Consider the following 14,861-nt stretch of genomic DNA (forward strand, 5'->3'; position numbering starts at 1 on the left):
AACGTGAGAGCCTGATCACTTGCGCCGGACTTGCCAGTTCACGGCGGCGTCGATCAGCTCGGAAGTCGGACTTATTGGCTGCCAGCGGTTCGAAAAATTGGGAGAACCGTCTGACATGGATCGGGTCGGAGCAGCTTCTGCATAATTGAGCGCCGGAACCGGAGCGACGTTCTGAACCTTCAGCGGCTCAGGTCCAGAAACCGGCAGGTTGAAATGGATCGGGGGAGCTTGACGGAGACCAGCCCGAACGGTTCGACAGGCAGCGGGGCCGCATCTGCCGGCGGTGGTGCTTTGACATATTCGATCAGGCCGCCCATCGCGGCGAGCAATTGATAGTCCGCGAACACGGCGACGCTCTGGGTCGAGACCACCGAGACGATGCCGTTGAAGAGCTGGTTCTGCGCATTGAGCAGATCGACCAGGGTACGCTGGCCGAGCTCGTATTCCTTCTGGAACGCGACGATCACCTTGCGATCCGAGGCGACCTGGCGGTTCAGCGCGCGGATGCGGTCGGCGGTCAGCGTGCGGGCAGCCCAGGCGCGGTCGATGGATTCGACGGCATCGCGCTGCAGGCGGGCGTGACGCATGGTGCCTTCGATATAGCGCTCGGCCATTTCAGAGCGGCGCCAGGTGTCCTGTCCACCGCGGAAAATGTCCCAGCTCACGACAACCTTGCCGCTCAGATCGTCGCGATTGCCGACATAGTTGTTCGCATCGGTGCCCTTGGAGCCGCGGCCTTCCAGATAGACGTTCGGCACGAATGCGCCTGCGGTGCCGTGGAAAGCGTATTTCGCGGCGCGTGCGTCGGCATCGGCTGCCTTGATGGTGGGGTTGAAGCGCAGCGCGGTGGCGAGCGCCTCGTCCTTGGATGACGGCAGTCCGCCGAGCCGTCCCGGCGTGCGCAGATTATAGGGCTCGATGCCGACGGAGCGACGATACTTGCCGCGGGACTCGTCCAGGCTCTGCCGGAAGCCGGCAAGGATCGCCTCGGCATTCTCGACGCGCTCGCGGGCTTGTTCGAGATCGCCTTCGCCGGACCGGCCGCCGTTGAAGCGCGACTGGACATTGGCGAACAGCGTGCGATGGACGCGCACATTGTCTTCGGCGATGCGGATCAGCTGCGTATAGCGCGTGACGTCCACATAGGACTCGGCCGCATCGAGGGCGAGGAGTTCGGTGCGTTCGTGAACGCGCGATGCCGCAGCGCTCACACGTGCCGACTGACGCCAGATCTCATTGATGGACGTGAAGCCGTCGAATACGAGCTGCCGGACCACGATGGAGGCTTCGCGCCCGTTTCGCCACTGGCCATTGCCAAGCGGCGGCACGACGACGTCCTGATTGAAGCGCTCCGGGCCGGCGCGACCTTCCAATCGGACTTGCGGAAGGAGGGTTGATTGGGTTTGGCGCAGTTCGGATTCCGTCGCGCGGCGATTTGCGGCGGCTTCGCCGACGCCTGGATTGGTGGCAATCGCCTGCTTGAGCGCGTCGTTGATCGAAAACACATCGGCGCCGCTCGCTGCAATGGGCAGGGCCAACCCGATAGCGATCAAGACCCCCTGGTTACCAAGCGATGCATAAATCCCCCGTCAGAATAGCTTGTGCCCCTTGATTGCAACTTTAAATACCGATCAGGGGAACATTGAAAAGTGAAACTTGGAACAAAGACCGTGTCACGTGCGTTCAATTGGAACGTGTGTCTCAATTGCCACGTTCAGGCCGCATAAAAGGTAATATATAGCCCTTGCACGCCCTCCCAGGCGCAAGGTCAGTATCATTTTGCTCAATTCTGACGGAACCTGCAGGAAAAGGCAATGTTTTGCAACGCCTTATTGGCGGGGTGTTCGCAAAAATCGCGCGACGAAAATCGTTAATTAATTGCGAGGAATTCCCGTCAAACGTGAGGCGATTCAGTGGCTTCAATGCAGTCAACCGAGGGGTGCTTTTTGCCGATCGGTCAGACGAAGCGTTCGACTCATTCATGCCGCATTGACGACGTCGATCCGCCACATCCAAGACTCAGCAAGCCCCCTGTGTAATTCTCTGAATGAAAACGTGTTTGGGTTACATGCTGCGGATAATCGCCACATGTAAGGCGCCATGATACGAGACCCGAAATGCGCGGACGGCTCAGCTGATTCCTGCGCTCACGAGAATTCCGAGGTCTGTTGATATGGTTTTGAAAGATAGTGCGGCGACGGCTGATACGTCCCGCGTGCTCCGCGTCGGAGTGGTCGGCGCGGGCGTGATGGGGACGAATCACGGCCGCGTGTTGGCTGGCCTGCCGGGCATCGAAATGGTCGGCATTGTCGATCCGCTCGCAGAACACCGCACCCGCGCTGAAAACCTGATCGGCTGCCAAACCTTTACCGAACTCGATGGCCTGCTGGCGTCCGGCGTGGATGCGGTGACCATCGCTGCCCCCACGCATCTCCATCATGAAGTCGCGCTCGCCTGCATCGCTAAGGGCATCCACGTTCTGGTCGAGAAGCCGGTGGCCTCGACGGTGGAAGAGGGCCGCGAGATCGTCGATGCGGCGAAGAAGGCCGGCGTCACGTTGATGATCGGCCATGTGGAGCGCTTCAATCCGGCGGTGGCCGCGATCAAGAAGGCGATCGCCGGCGAAGACATTCTCTCCATCGGCATCACCCGCGTCGGACCGTTCCCGCCACGCATGTCCAATGTCGGCGTGGTCATCGATCTGGCCGTGCATGACATCGACCTGATCCGCTGGTTCACCGAAAGCGACATCGTCGAAGTGCAGCCGCAGCTCGCCTCCGCCATCGCGGAGCGCGAGGACATTGCGCTGCTCCAGTTCCGCACGGCGTCGGGCGTGCTCGCGCATATCAACACCAACTGGCTGACGCCCTTCAAGGCGCGCACCGTGACGGTGGCGACGCGCGGCAAATATGTGACTGGCGATCTGCTGACGCGCCAGGTCACCGAGTGCTTCGGCTTCAAGACCGATGGCAGCTATTCCATGCGCCATCTCCCGGTCGGGCAGGATGAGCCGCTGCGTGCCGAACTCAACGCGTTCCTCGATGCCGTGCGCAGCGGTGGCGTGCCCGCTGTCACCGGTGAGGAAGGCGTCGCGTCGCTCGAAATTGCGATCCAGTGCCTGGAAGCACCGAAGACGCAGGCGGCTACCGCGCCGCGCGCTCGCAAAGTGGCGGGCTAATCCCACGTCATTTCCGGCGCCCGCTGCGGCGCCGGCATCGATTCAATGATCTCCTTTCCGACAGGCTTTGTGATGAACCAGCACACTCCCGTTCCCTTCATCGATCTCAATGCCCAGCGCCAGCGCCTGGGATCGTCGGTGGATGAAGCCGTCACCCGCGTGCTCAATCACTGCCAGTTCATCAATGGTCCGGAAGTCGCCAAGCTCGAAGCCGAGCTCGGCAAATATTGCGGCGCCAAACATGTGATCAGCTGCGCCAGCGGCACCGATGCGCTGGTGATGGTGCTGATGGCCAAGGGCGTCGGTCCCGGCGACGCCGTGCTGTGCCCGTCCTTCACATTCTGCGCGACCGGCGAAGCCGTCGCACTGGTCGGCGCGAGCCCGGTGTTCGTCGATGTCGACGAGGTTACGTTCAACATCAGTCCTGAATCGGTGAAGCGCGGCATCATCACGGCGAAAGCTGCCGGCCTGAAGCCGAAGGCGATCATTCCGGTGGACCTGTTCGGTCAGCCCGCCGATCTCGATGCCGTCGGCGCCATCGCCGATGCCGAAGGCATGTTCGTGCTCGAAGATTCCGCGCAGGGCTTTGGCTCCACCTATAAGGGCAAGCGCGTCGGCACCTCGGCGCTGGCCACCACCACCAGCTTCTTCCCGGCCAAGCCGCTCGGCTGCTTCGGCGATGGCGGCGCGATCTTCACCGATGACGATCAGCTCGCCGACACCCTGCGCAGCATCCGCATCCACGGGCAGGGCTCCGACAAATACGACAATGTCCGCCTCGGCATGACTGCGCGCCTCGACACGATCCAGGCCGCCGTGCTGCTCGAAAAGCTGAAGATCTTCGATGAGGAGATCATCGCCCGCAACAAGGTGGCGGATCGCTACGCCCGCAGCCTCGGCAATCTCGTCACGGTGCCGCGTGTCGCCGAAGGCAATACGTCCATCTGGGCCTGCTACACGATCCGCTTGCCGAAGGGCACCGACCGCGATGCCTTTGCCAATGCGTTGAAGGCGCAGGGCGTGCCATCAGCGATCTATTATACGAAGTCGATGCATATGCAGACCGCCTACAAGCACTATCCGGTCGTCGATGGCGGCCTGCCGGTTTGCGAGGCGCTGTCGGCCGACGTGATCAGCCTGCCAGTGCACGCCTATCTCGACGAAGCCGCGCAGGATCGCGTCATCCAGGCCGTCCGCGACGCGCTCGCTTGAGGTGGGGCCCAACATCAGCTGTCATCGCCCGTCAAAACGGGCGATCCAGTATCCGGCGCAACCAGTGTGACACACAGTCACCTGTGTATACTGGGTCACCCGGTCGAGCCGGGTGACGACACGAGAGTCTGGGGCAGTACACTCACCCGATGCTTGCACGCATTTTCACCGTCGGCGGATACACGCTGCTCTCGCGGATCACCGGATTCGCGCGCGACATCATGCTCGCCGCCATTCTCGGTGCCGGCCCGATTGCCGATGCCTTCTTCGTCGCGTTGCGACTGCCTAATCATTTCCGCGCCATTTTTGCCGAAGGCGCCTTCAATGCCGCTTTCGTGCCGGCCTATGCCCATGTGAGCGGGAAGGGCGGCCAGGATGCCGCGCATCTGTTCGCCGATCGCATTTTTACGCTGTTGTTCGCATCGCAGGTGGTGCTGCTGGTGCTGGCCGTGGTGTTCATGCCGCAGGCCATGACGATCCTGGCGCCGGGCTTCACGGACGATCCCACACAACGCCATCTCGCTATCGAGCTGACGCGCATTACGTTCCCGTATCTGCTGCTGATCACGCTGGTGACGCTCTATGGCGGCATGCTGAATGTGATGCAGCGCTTCGCCAGTGCTGCCGCTGCGTCGATCTTCCTCAACATCTCGATGATGGCGACGCTGGCGCTCGCCGCGTTCTTCCCCAGCGCAGGCCATGCCGCCGCCTGGGGCGTGCTGATTTCCGGCGTGCTGCAATATCTGCTGCTTGCCGGCGACCTGCAGCGCCATGGCGGCCTGCCGCGCTTCGCGCCATTGCGGCTCGATGAAGACATTCGCGGCTTCTTCCGCGCGCTCGGCCCGGCCACATTGGGCTCCATGGGCACGCAGGTGGCGCTGTTCGCGGACACCATCATCGCCACCTTCCTGCCGGTCGGCGCGCTGTCGGCGCTGTATTATGCCGATCGCCTGAACCAGCTCCCCATTGGCGTCATTGGCATCGCGATCGGCACGGTGCTGCTGCCGGAAATGTCGCGACGCATGGCGGCGAACGATCATGTCGGCGCCATGGGCGCGCAGCGCCGCGCGTTTCTGTTCACGATGTTGTTCTCGCTCCCCTTCGTCGCGGCTTTCCTCGTGGTGCCCGATGTCATCATGCGCGCGATGTTTGCCCGCGGTGCCTTCACCAAAGCAGATGCCGACATCGCTGCAGCGACGCTCGCCGCCTATGCCATCGCGCTGATCCCCTTCGTGATGATCCGCAGTGCCGTCGCGACGTTCAATTCACGCAAGGACACGACGACGCCGATGATCGCGGCACTCACCGGCATTGCCGTCAATGTGGCTTTGAAGGTCATGCTGATGGGCTCGCTGGCCCAGATCGGCCTCGCGCTCGGCACCGCGGCGGGCGCCTGGATCAATCTTCTGCTGGTGATCTTCTTCGCGACACGCGCCGGCTATCTGGAATTTGATCGCGCGTTCCTGGTGGCGCTCGGCAAATTCGTCGTCGCGGGCATCGTCCTTGCCGCAGCGCTTTGGGCCACGGCGCGATACGCCGCTTTGCAATTTGCCGGGATGACCACGCTCCGCGACGAAGCGACGCTGGGTATTCTCATCATCGTGACTTTGGTCGTCTATTGCGCGTCGATTCTTGGGCTGTTCGGCAAGAGCTGGCTGCGCAATCTGGTGCGGCCGCGCTAGCTCGCGCGAACGTGTCCGGGGCCGCACGGCGATGCTGCGCCGCCCACTTGCCGCTCTCCCTCTGCTGTGTAGACTGTTTCTAAATTGCAGTCGGAGGACGTATGGCCCCCATCAAGTTCGGCGTCGGACAAAGCGTCCTGCGCAAGGAAGACGATGCCCTGATCCGCGGCCGTGGCCGCTACACCGACGATCACGCGCCCGCGACGCTCCATGCCCTCGTGCTGCGCTCGCCGCATGCGCATGCGAGTTTCACCATCGATGCCGGCGCGGCCCGTGCGAAGCCCGGTGTTGCTGCGATCCTGACGGCTGAAGACACGAAGAATCTCGGCGGGCTGCCGTGCCTGTTCAATCTCGAGGACCATCCCTTCACCGGCCCGGATTATCCGATCCTCGCCGCGAAGGAAGTGCGCCATGTCGGCGACGCCATCGCCTTCATCGTCGCGGGGACGGTGGAGCAGGCGCGCGACGCGATCGAAGCCATCGACGTCACATGGCAGCCGCTGCCATCCGTGAATGGCCTCACCAACGCTGTCGCCAAGGGCGCGCCACAGGTCTGGGACAAGCATCCCGGCAATGTGCTGTTCGATGTGCCGATCGGCGACAAGAAGAAAGTCGATGAAGTCTTTGCCAGGGCGCCGATCACCGCTGAAGTGAAGATCGTCAATCCACGCGTCGTCATCAACTACATGGAGACCCGTGCCGCGATCTGCGAATACGACGCCAAGCGCGATTTCATGACCCTGACCATCGGCAGTCAGGGCAGCCACCGCCTGCGCGATATTCTCTGCGACAATGTCCTGAAGATGCCGAAGGACAAGATGCGTGTGATCTGCCCCGATGTGGGCGGTGGTTTCGGCACGCGGCTGTTCCCCTATCGCGAATATGCGCTGGTGGCTTTTGCGGCCAAGAAGCTCGGCAAGAATGTGAAATGGGCTGCCGATCGCAGCGATCATTTCCTGGGCGATGCGCAGGGCCGTGACAACGTCACCCATGCCCGCATGGCGCTCAGCGAGGACGGCAGGTTTCTCGCCATGGATGTCGATCTGATGGCCGATATGGGCGCCTATCTGTCGACCTTCGGCCCCTACATTCCCCATGGCGGCGCCGGCATGTTGCCGGGCCTCTACGATATCCAGGCCTTCCATTGCCGCGTCCGCACGGTGTTCACGAACAGCGTTCCGGTGGATGCCTATCGCGGCGCCGGCCGGCCTGAAGCCGCTTACGTGGTCGAGCGCCTCGTCGATCAATGCGCGCGAAAGCTTGGCATGTCGCCGGATGCAATCCGCCGCAAGAATTTCATCGCGCCGAAGGCGATGCCGTACAAGACCGCGACCGGCAAGGTCTATGACTCCGGCGATTTCACCGCGCATATGAAGCGCGCGATGGATGTCGCCGGCTGGAAGGAATTTCCGAAGCGCGCCAAGGCCGCGAAAAAAGACGGTCTCGTCCGCGGCATCGGCATGGCCACCTATGTGGAAGTCTGCGGCACCATGGGCGACGAGACCGCCAATGTGGCTGTCGGCGCCGATGGCGACATCACCATCCTGATCGGTACCCAGTCCACCGGGCAGGGCCATCACACCGCCTATGCGCAGATCGTCGCCGAACAGTTCGGCGTGGCACCCGAGCGCGTGCATATCATCCAGGGCGACACCGCGAAGGTCGCCACCGGCCTCGGCACCGGCGGCTCCGCCTCGATCCCTACCGGCGGCGTCAGCGTGCAACGCGCGACCAAGCAGCTCGGCATCAATCTGAAAGAGCTTGCGGCGGACGCGCTGGAGACCAGCGTGGCAGATTTGGAGATCGATGGTGGCGTCGTGCGCATCGCCGGCACCGATCGCTCGGTGTCCTTCGCCGATCTCGCCAAGAAAGCCGATCCGTCAAAGCTCAATGCGTCCGAGACCTTCAGCAGCGCCGATGGCACATTCCCCAATGGTACGCATTCGGTGGAGGTCGAGATCGATCCCACGACGGGCAAGATCCGCATCGTCAATTACGTCATCGTCGATGACTTCGGCGTCACGCTGAATCCGCTGCTGCTGGCCGGCCAGGTCCATGGCGGCACCATGCAGGGCATCGGCCAGGCGCTGATGGAGCAGGCGGTCTACGACCCCAAAAACGGCCAACTCGTCACCGCGACCTTCATGGACTATGCGCTGCCGCGTGCCGAAGATGGTGCGGCCTTCTCGTTCGAGACGCACAACATCCCGTGCACCACCAATCCGCTGGGCGTGAAGGGCGCGGGGGAGGCGGGGCCATCGGTTCGTGCCCGGCCATCATGAATGCGATCATCGAAGGCCTGCACCGCGAATTCGGGATCGAGCATATCGACATGCCTGCAACCCCTGAGCGGGTCTGGATGGCGATCCGCGAGCAGGAGCGGCTTCACACCCTCTGACAACCTGTCGCAGGCCCCGGCGGCGCGGGAATAGCCGTTGTCAGCCGGGGTTCACACCCGTATTGCACATTAGTCCTAGTCGAATTCCAAAGAAGGAAGCTCTTGATGAAATACGTACTTCTCGTCGCCGGTACTTTGGCGCTCGGCATCGGCGCCGTTTCGGCCCAGCAGGACATCGTCAAGGACCGTCAGGCCACCATGAAGGCCACCGGCCGCGCGCTCGGCGGCACGCTCAGCGCCATGGCCAAGGGCGACAAGCCTTATGACCAGGCCGCGGTGGACGCCGCTTTCGCGACCCTGACCGAGACAGCCAAGAAGCTGCCGGCGATGTTTCCGGACAGCACCAAGGGCCTGAAGGAAGGCACCGAATACGCGTCCTCGCCGAAGGTGTGGGACGACAAGGCCGGCTTCACTGCCAAGATCGAGAGCTTCACCAAGGCCGTCGCCGACACCAAGGCGAAGGTCAAGGATCTCGACAGCCTCAAGGCCAATGTCGGCGCCATCGGCAAGGAATGCGGCGCCTGCCACGAGACCTATCGCCTGAAGAGCTGAGGCATAAGACGGATCAGTTGCGGGTGGCGAAAATCGCCTGCAACTGATCCATGACCGAGCGAAGTGTTGGCTTCGTCACCTTGCCAAGGCGATCAGCAAAGCGCGTTTCGATCGTTGCAATCTTGAATGGTCGCACGACGGACGGAACGGGGAGGCCGCTGCTTTTGTGGTTTGAGATGCGGACATCGCCTCGCCAGGGACGGTTCTCAGCTGCGGTGATCATGACCACCCATAAAAGCGCGCCAGCATCGCCGATCGGACCTGACGAAACGACAAGCGCCGGACGACGTTGCCTTGTATCCCTGTCGGTGTAGGGAAAAGGGACGCGGATAATGTCACCCTGCTTAAAGTTCGCCATAGGCTTTTCGGTCGATCGCGCCGTCCCATTCACTAAACGTCGCGAAAGGGTCGTCTTGTGCACCCCGCTCAGCACGGGTCATGACCACTCGACCGTCCTCGATGGCATAGGCAATCTCGTCACCTTCCTTGAGACCCAGTGCGGACCGCACTGGTTGGGGAATGGTGGTCTGCGCTTTGCTCGAAATTCGGCTCGTAATCATTCAAACTCCTCCAGCCCCAAGGTAAGGATATTCCTTACATCTGACAATGGGGCGCACAGAACTTCGCAGGTACCCGCGTGCTGAAACGCTTCCTCATCCTCTTCGCGTTCTTCTTCGCCGTCGGCCTTGGCGTCTATTGGTGGCTGACGATCCCGGCGACCGTTGCGGCCAGCACATTGCCGGCGCATACGCCGGATGTCGCCAATGGCAAGCTCGTCTTCAATGCCGGTGGCTGCGCGTCGTGCCATGCGACGCCGGGGCAGGATGACAAGCTCAAGCTCGGTGGCGGTCTCGCGCTGGAATCGCCGTTCGGCACCTTCCATGCCCCCAATATTTCGCCGGATCCGAATGTCGGCATCGGCCGCTGGAGCGAGGCGGATTTCGTCACCGCACTGCTGAAGGGCACCTCGCCGAAGGGCGAGCATTACTTCCCGGCGTTTCCCTACACCTCCTATCAGCAGATGACCTCCGCCGATGCGCGCGACATGTTCGCCTACATCAAAACGCTGCAACCGGTGACCACGAAAGCGCCGGATCACACGATCGGCTTTCCGTTCGATCTGCGTCGCAATCTCGGCGTCTGGAAATTCCTGTTCATGGACGGCAAGCCGTTCACCGCCGATAGTTCGAAATCACCGCAATGGAATCGCGGTGCCTATCTGGTGAATGCGTTGGGTCACTGCGCCGAGTGCCACAGCCCGCGCAATGCGCTCGGTGGTCTCAACGAGAAGCAGCGCTTTGCCGGTGGCCCCAATCCCGAGGGCAGGGCTGGGTGCCCAATATCACCCAGAAGGGCATCGGCGACTGGAGCGAAAAGGACATCGCCTATTTCCTCAAGACCGGGGAAACGCCGGAAGGCGATACGGCCGGCGGCTCCATGGCACCGGTCATCCGCAATACGACCCAGCTCAGCGATGACGACCGGGCGGCGATGGCCGCCTATCTGAAATCGCTGCCAGCCGTGGACGGGCCGCCGAAGCCGGCGAAGAAGGGGTAGGCGGGGCTCTTGGTTTACCTCTCCCCACCGGGGAGAGGTCGACCGACCTTTCGATGCGAAGCATCGATGGGGCGGGCGGGTAAGGTGGAGCCACGAGCTCCGTCGCCTGCTGCTGCCCCCTCACCCGCGCGCAAGGGCGCGCGACCTCTCCCCGGAGGGAGAGGTGAAGAGAGCGCCCCTCCCACGCATGGAAACCCGCCAAGCCATGTCCCCATGGTGGTTTTCGTGCGTCTGCTCACGTGTTTGTGTGATGCAGCATTTCTCATTCAACGAATCCCCGACATTTTGATCTCCCGCCCTCCGATGAACATCTTCAAGGCCGTGTCGCTGAAAGTGGCCAGCACCATGGCCTTTGCGGTCATGGGTGCGCAGGGGCGTTATCTCGGCAGCGCCATTCCGCTCGGCGAGATCGTGTTCTGCCGCGGCCTGTTCGCCTTGATCCCCATTCTGTTGTTCTTCGGCTGGCGCGGGCAGCTGCGCGGCGCCATGCACACCAACCGGTTCTCGGCGCATCTCGTCCGCGGTTCCTTCAGCGTCGTCGGCACGTTCTGCACCTTCGGCGCGCTGGCCCGCCTGCCGATCGCCGATGTCACCGCCATCGCCTTCATCGCGCCGCTGATCACGGTGGTGTTCGCGGCGCTGTTTCTGAAAGAGAAGGTCTACGTCTATCGCTGGTCGGCGGTGGCGGTCGGCTTCTCCGGTGTCATCCTGATGCTGTCGCCATATCTCCAGAACCATGCGGCGATCACGACCTCGATGATGATCGGTCTCGGTCTCGCGCTGCTCAATGCCTTCACATCCGGCGGCGCCACCATCCAGATCCGGCGTCTCACCGCGACGGAATCCTCCTCGGCGATCGTCATCATCATGACGTTGATCGTGATGGCAGCATCGCTGCTGACAGCGCCGTTCGGCTGGGTCTGGCCGTCCACGTTCGAGCTGGCCTTGCTGGTCGGCATCGGCATCTGCGGCGGTCTCGGCCAGATGCTGTTCACCGAGAGCTACCGCTACGCACCGGCATCGTTTCTCGCGCCGTTCGACTACACGGCGATGCTGTGGGCCTTCCTGCTCGGCTTCTGGATGTTCGGTGAAGTGCCGACGACCTATGTCGTGTTCGGCGCGGTGATCGTCGCAGGCGCTGGCATTTTCGTGATCCTGCGCGAGCGCCATCTCGGCCTCAAGCGCCTGCGCGACACGCCGATGTCGCCGATCTCCACCATGGCCGACGACGAGACCGATCCCGACGCGCCTGTGACGGTGCTCGGCAAGGCGCGCTAGTTTCCGCCGTCATTGCGAGGAGCGAAGCGACGCGGCAATCCAGAAGGCAGCAAGCGAAGACTGGATTGCTTCGTCGCAGCGGCTCCTCGCAATGACGGCTTTCGCTTGTTGCAGTGCACACTTCGTCGAGCTGCGGCATTTTTGAATTTGGAATATGCACAATGTGGCAGGCCTTGCTCCCGCCATGCCGGTGCACTTAAATGCCGTCTGTCGCATCCACGCGACATCCCGTGCATGGCGGGTTCATCAGGCGGAATGATCGCGCAAGGATGCTTGCCGCGCAGGCCGCCGTCCCACACGACCCGTCGGCACTGGCATTCAAAAAACGCTCCCGTATTCAAAGAGGTTACCAATGGTCAACCGCCTGCAATTCTACATCGACGGCGCCTGGGTCGATCCCGCCGTCAAGAAATCGACCCCCGTCGTCAATCCGGCGACCGAAGAAGCGATGTATGAAGTTGCCCTCGGATCCAAGGCCGACGTGGACAAAGCGGTCGCTGCTGCCAAGCGCGCCTTCGAGACCTTCTCGCAGACCACCCGCGAAGAGCGCATTGCGCTGCTCGAAAAGATCATCACCGCCTACAAGGCCCGCATCAAGGACATCGGCGCATCCGTGTCGGACGAAATGGGCGCACCGCTGCCCATGGCCGAGCGCCTGCAGGCCGGTGCCGGCCTCGGCCATCTGACCGCGACCCTCGACGTGCTCAAGACCTACGAGTTCGACGAGAAGCACAACCAGGCCGTCATCACCAAGGAGCCGATCGGCGTCGTCGGCATGATCACGCCGTGGAATTGGCCGCTCAACCAGATCGCCTGTAAGGTTGCGCCTGCCATCGCTGCCGGCTGCACCATGATCCTGAAGCCGTCGGAATTCACCCCGACCTCGGCGCTGATCTTCGCAGAAGTGATGCACGAAGCCGGCGTGCCGAAGGGCGTGTTCAACCTCGTGAACGGTCTCGGCCCAGAGGTCGGCGTTGCCATGAGCGAGCATCCGGATATCGACATGGTGTCGTTCACCGGTTCGACCCGCGCCGGCATCGATGTTGCCAAGCGCGCCGCCAACACCGTCAAGCGCGTCAGCCAGGAGCTCGGTGGCAAGTCGCCGAACGTGATCTTGGAAGGCGCCGATTATGTGAAGGCCGTCACCGGTGGCGTCGCGCACATGTTCAACAATTCCGGACAGTCGTGCAACGCGCCGTCGCGCATGATCGTGCCGCAGGGCGCGATGAAGGAAATCGCCGCCATCGCCAAGGCGCAGGCCGACAAGACCAAGGCCGGCGATCCCCGTGCTGACGGCACCGTGATCGGTCCGGTGGTCAATCGCGGCCAGTGGGACAAGATCCAGGGCCTGATCCAGAAGGGCATCGACGAAGGTGCGACGCTGGTTGCTGGCGGCCCCGGCCTGCCGGAAGGCGTCAACAAGGGCTTCTATGTGCGCCCGACGATCTTCGCCGACGTCACCGAGAACATGACCATCGCGCGCGAGGAAATCTTCGGGCCGGTGCTCGTGATCATGGGCGCCAAGGACGAGTCCGACGCACTCCGCATCGCCAATGACACGCCCTATGGTCTCGCCGGTTACGTCTCGGCCGACACGATCGAAAGCGCCCGCAAGTTCGGTCGCCGCATCCGCGCCGGCAACGTCAATCTGCAGGGCGCCCCGAACGACCGCACCGCGCCGTTCGGCGGCTACAAGCAGTCCGGCAACGGCCGTGAGTGGGGCAAGCATGGTCTCGAGGACTTCCTCGAGGTGAAGGCCATCGCAGGCTACGACGCGGCGTAAGACCGCGTCCTGAAGCGAAAGCTTCGTGACTGAAAACGCCGGGGTGAAAGCTCCGGCGTTTTTGTTGTGCTTGTAGGATGGGTAGAGCGCAGGCGCGCAGCGCCGGAGCGAAACCCATCGGCGGAGTTTGCCGCGATCGACGGAATGATGGGTTTCGCTGCGCTCTACCCATCCTACGATTTCGAGCTATCCCCCCAGCGCCCCCTGCGTGTTCACATAGACCGCATAGATCGACTGGCTCGCCGCCATGAACAGCCGGTTGCGCTTACGCCCGCCGAAGGCGAGGTTGGCGCAGCGTTCGGGCAAAGCGATGCGTCCGATCGGCGCGCCATCCGGTGCGAAGATCATCACGCCGTCGAGTTCTGGCGTGCCCATGCCCCAGCCGCACCACAGATTGCCGTCGATATCGCAGCGCATGCCGTCCGGCGTGCCAGGGCCGGCATCGATGGCGATGCGCTTGTTCCTGAGCGTCCTGCCATCCGCGGCGACATCGTAAGCGAGGATCTTTCGTGTCGGCACACCGCGGGATTCCACGATGTAGAGGATCGATTCATCCGGTGAAAAACACAGCCCGTTCGGCGCGAGGATATCGTCGGCGACGATGCTCGGCTGCAGCGTCTCGCCATCGATGCGATAGACGTTCATGCCGATTTCCGACGGCGCCCTGTCGCCTTCATAATCGCTCAGGATGCCGAAAGAGGGATCGGTGAACCAGATCGAATTGTCGGATTTCACCACCACGTCATTCGGCGAGTTCAGCCGCTTGCCCTCGAATTTGTCCATCAGCACGGTGATGCTGCCGTCATATTCGGTACGGATCAGGCGGCGCCCATGCTCGCAGGTGATGATCCGGCCCTGCCGGTCGCGCGTGTTGCCATTGGCATAGTTCGATGGCCTGCGAAAATCGCTGACGGCGCCGGTTTCCTCGTCCCAGCGGATGATGCGGTTGTTGGGAATGTCCGAACACAAGAGATAGCGTCCGTCGCCGAAATAAACCGGTCCTTCTGCCCAGCGCATTCCGGTCGCGATGCGTTCCACGGCGCCGAGCTTGATCCAGTATTTTTCGAAGCGGGGATCGAGGGCGGTGATGGCGGGATCGGGATAATGATTGGCGGGCTGCCAGCCAGATGACGTGTCGGACATTGGTGTCTCGTTGATTGTCGTTTCCTCGGGTAGAATTGCTAACATTGGTAGCGCGACGCAAGCAATGGCCCATCCTCC

9 protein-coding genes and 3 pseudogenes are annotated in these 14,861 nt (G+C 62.5%); 8 read left to right on the plus strand and 4 right to left on the minus strand.

Translation table 11 applies throughout. The features are described 5' to 3' along the window. Positions 1-15: 15 nt before the first annotated feature. Positions 16-1,553, minus strand: a pseudogene (locus RPMA_RS10335) (TolC family outer membrane protein). A 620-nt stretch (positions 1,554-2,173) separates the two neighbouring features. Between RPMA_RS10335 and RPMA_RS10340 the strand changes: the two are divergent. The 5 genes and pseudogenes from RPMA_RS10340 (at position 2,174) to RPMA_RS10360 (ending at position 9,022) form a co-directional block, all read left to right on the plus strand. Beyond that, complete coding sequence (locus RPMA_RS10340; RefSeq protein ID WP_211912728.1) at positions 2,174-3,178, plus strand: Gfo/Idh/MocA family protein; 1,005 nt, start codon at positions 2,174-2,176, stop codon at positions 3,176-3,178. Positions 3,179-3,250: 72 nt separating this feature from the next. Then, positions 3,251-4,390: a DegT/DnrJ/EryC1/StrS family aminotransferase gene (locus RPMA_RS10345; RefSeq protein ID WP_211912729.1), complete on the plus strand. Its 1,140-nt coding sequence runs from the start codon at positions 3,251-3,253 to the stop codon at positions 4,388-4,390. Between the two features lie 149 nt (positions 4,391-4,539). Continuing rightward, entirely contained in the window at positions 4,540-6,072 is a 1,533-nt protein-coding gene (gene murJ, locus RPMA_RS10350) for a murein biosynthesis integral membrane protein MurJ (RefSeq protein WP_211912730.1), read from the plus strand. A gap of 101 nt (positions 6,073-6,173) precedes the next feature. After that, positions 6,174-8,470, plus strand: a pseudogene (locus RPMA_RS10355) (xanthine dehydrogenase family protein molybdopterin-binding subunit). 105 nt (positions 8,471-8,575) lie between these two features. Further along, on the plus strand, positions 8,576-9,022 hold the full coding sequence (locus RPMA_RS10360) for a c-type cytochrome (RefSeq protein WP_211912731.1): 447 nt from the start codon (positions 8,576-8,578) through the stop codon (positions 9,020-9,022). A gap of 13 nt (positions 9,023-9,035) precedes the next feature. Here the strand turns inward: RPMA_RS10360 and RPMA_RS10365 are convergent, their stop codons facing one another. Both RPMA_RS10365 and RPMA_RS10370 read right to left on the minus strand, forming a co-directional pair. Beyond that, positions 9,036-9,380 (minus strand): type II toxin-antitoxin system PemK/MazF family toxin, encoded by a 345-nt coding sequence (locus RPMA_RS10365; RefSeq protein WP_211912732.1) that lies wholly within the window; start codon positions 9,378-9,380, stop codon positions 9,036-9,038. After that, positions 9,367-9,582, minus strand: a complete 216-nt coding sequence (locus RPMA_RS10370) for a type II toxin-antitoxin system PrlF family antitoxin (protein ID WP_211912733.1) — start codon at positions 9,580-9,582, stop codon at positions 9,367-9,369. Before RPMA_RS10370 ends, RPMA_RS10365 begins: the two co-directional genes overlap by 14 nt. Before the next feature lie 77 nt (positions 9,583-9,659). On the opposite strand from RPMA_RS10370, the pseudogene RPMA_RS10375 reads away from it, so the two are divergent. The 3 genes and pseudogenes from RPMA_RS10375 to RPMA_RS10385 all read left to right on the plus strand — a co-directional run bounded on the left by RPMA_RS10375 (position 9,660) and on the right by RPMA_RS10385 (position 13,640). Beyond that, positions 9,660-10,579 (plus strand): annotated as a pseudogene (locus RPMA_RS10375) (c-type cytochrome). A gap of 303 nt (positions 10,580-10,882) precedes the next feature. Beyond that, a complete protein-coding gene (locus RPMA_RS10380; RefSeq protein ID WP_211912734.1) occupies positions 10,883-11,857 on the plus strand; it encodes a DMT family transporter in 975 nt (324 codons plus the stop codon). 352 nt (positions 11,858-12,209) lie between these two features. Then, positions 12,210-13,640 carry an aldehyde dehydrogenase family protein gene (locus RPMA_RS10385; protein ID WP_211912735.1) on the plus strand — a complete coding sequence of 477 codons (1,431 nt, stop codon included), beginning with the start codon at positions 12,210-12,212 and terminating at the stop codon, positions 13,638-13,640. 186 nt (positions 13,641-13,826) lie between these two features. Here the strand turns inward: RPMA_RS10385 and RPMA_RS10390 are convergent, their stop codons facing one another. After that, positions 13,827-14,783 (minus strand): SMP-30/gluconolactonase/LRE family protein, encoded by a 957-nt coding sequence (locus tag RPMA_RS10390; protein WP_211912736.1) that lies wholly within the window; start codon positions 14,781-14,783, stop codon positions 13,827-13,829. Positions 14,784-14,861 lie beyond the last annotated feature (78 nt).

Source organism: Tardiphaga alba (assembly GCF_018279705.1).
Classification (GTDB): domain Bacteria; phylum Pseudomonadota; class Alphaproteobacteria; order Rhizobiales; family Xanthobacteraceae; genus Tardiphaga; species Tardiphaga alba.

What these genes read in the sequence shown, in the direction of transcription:
- RPMA_RS10370 (WP_211912733.1), bottom strand. Translation starts at nt 9,582, where the DNA reads ATGATTACGAGCCGAATTTCGAGCAAAGCGCAGACCACCATTCCCCAA.
- RPMA_RS10365 (WP_211912732.1), bottom strand. Translation starts at nt 9,380, where the DNA reads ATGGCGAACTTTAAGCAGGGTGACATTATCCGCGTCCCTTTTCCCTAC.
- RPMA_RS10385 (WP_211912735.1), top strand. Translation starts at nt 12,210, where the DNA reads ATGGTCAACCGCCTGCAATTCTACATCGACGGCGCCTGGGTCGATCCC.
- RPMA_RS10390 (WP_211912736.1), bottom strand. Translation starts at nt 14,783, where the DNA reads ATGTCCGACACGTCATCTGGCTGGCAGCCCGCCAATCATTATCCCGAT.
- RPMA_RS10345 (WP_211912729.1), top strand. Translation starts at nt 3,251, where the DNA reads ATGAACCAGCACACTCCCGTTCCCTTCATCGATCTCAATGCCCAGCGC.
- RPMA_RS10360 (WP_211912731.1), top strand. Translation starts at nt 8,576, where the DNA reads ATGAAATACGTACTTCTCGTCGCCGGTACTTTGGCGCTCGGCATCGGC.
- RPMA_RS10340 (WP_211912728.1), top strand. Translation starts at nt 2,174, where the DNA reads ATGGTTTTGAAAGATAGTGCGGCGACGGCTGATACGTCCCGCGTGCTC.
- RPMA_RS10380 (WP_211912734.1), top strand. Translation starts at nt 10,883, where the DNA reads ATGAACATCTTCAAGGCCGTGTCGCTGAAAGTGGCCAGCACCATGGCC.
- murJ (WP_211912730.1), top strand. Translation starts at nt 4,540, where the DNA reads ATGCTTGCACGCATTTTCACCGTCGGCGGATACACGCTGCTCTCGCGG.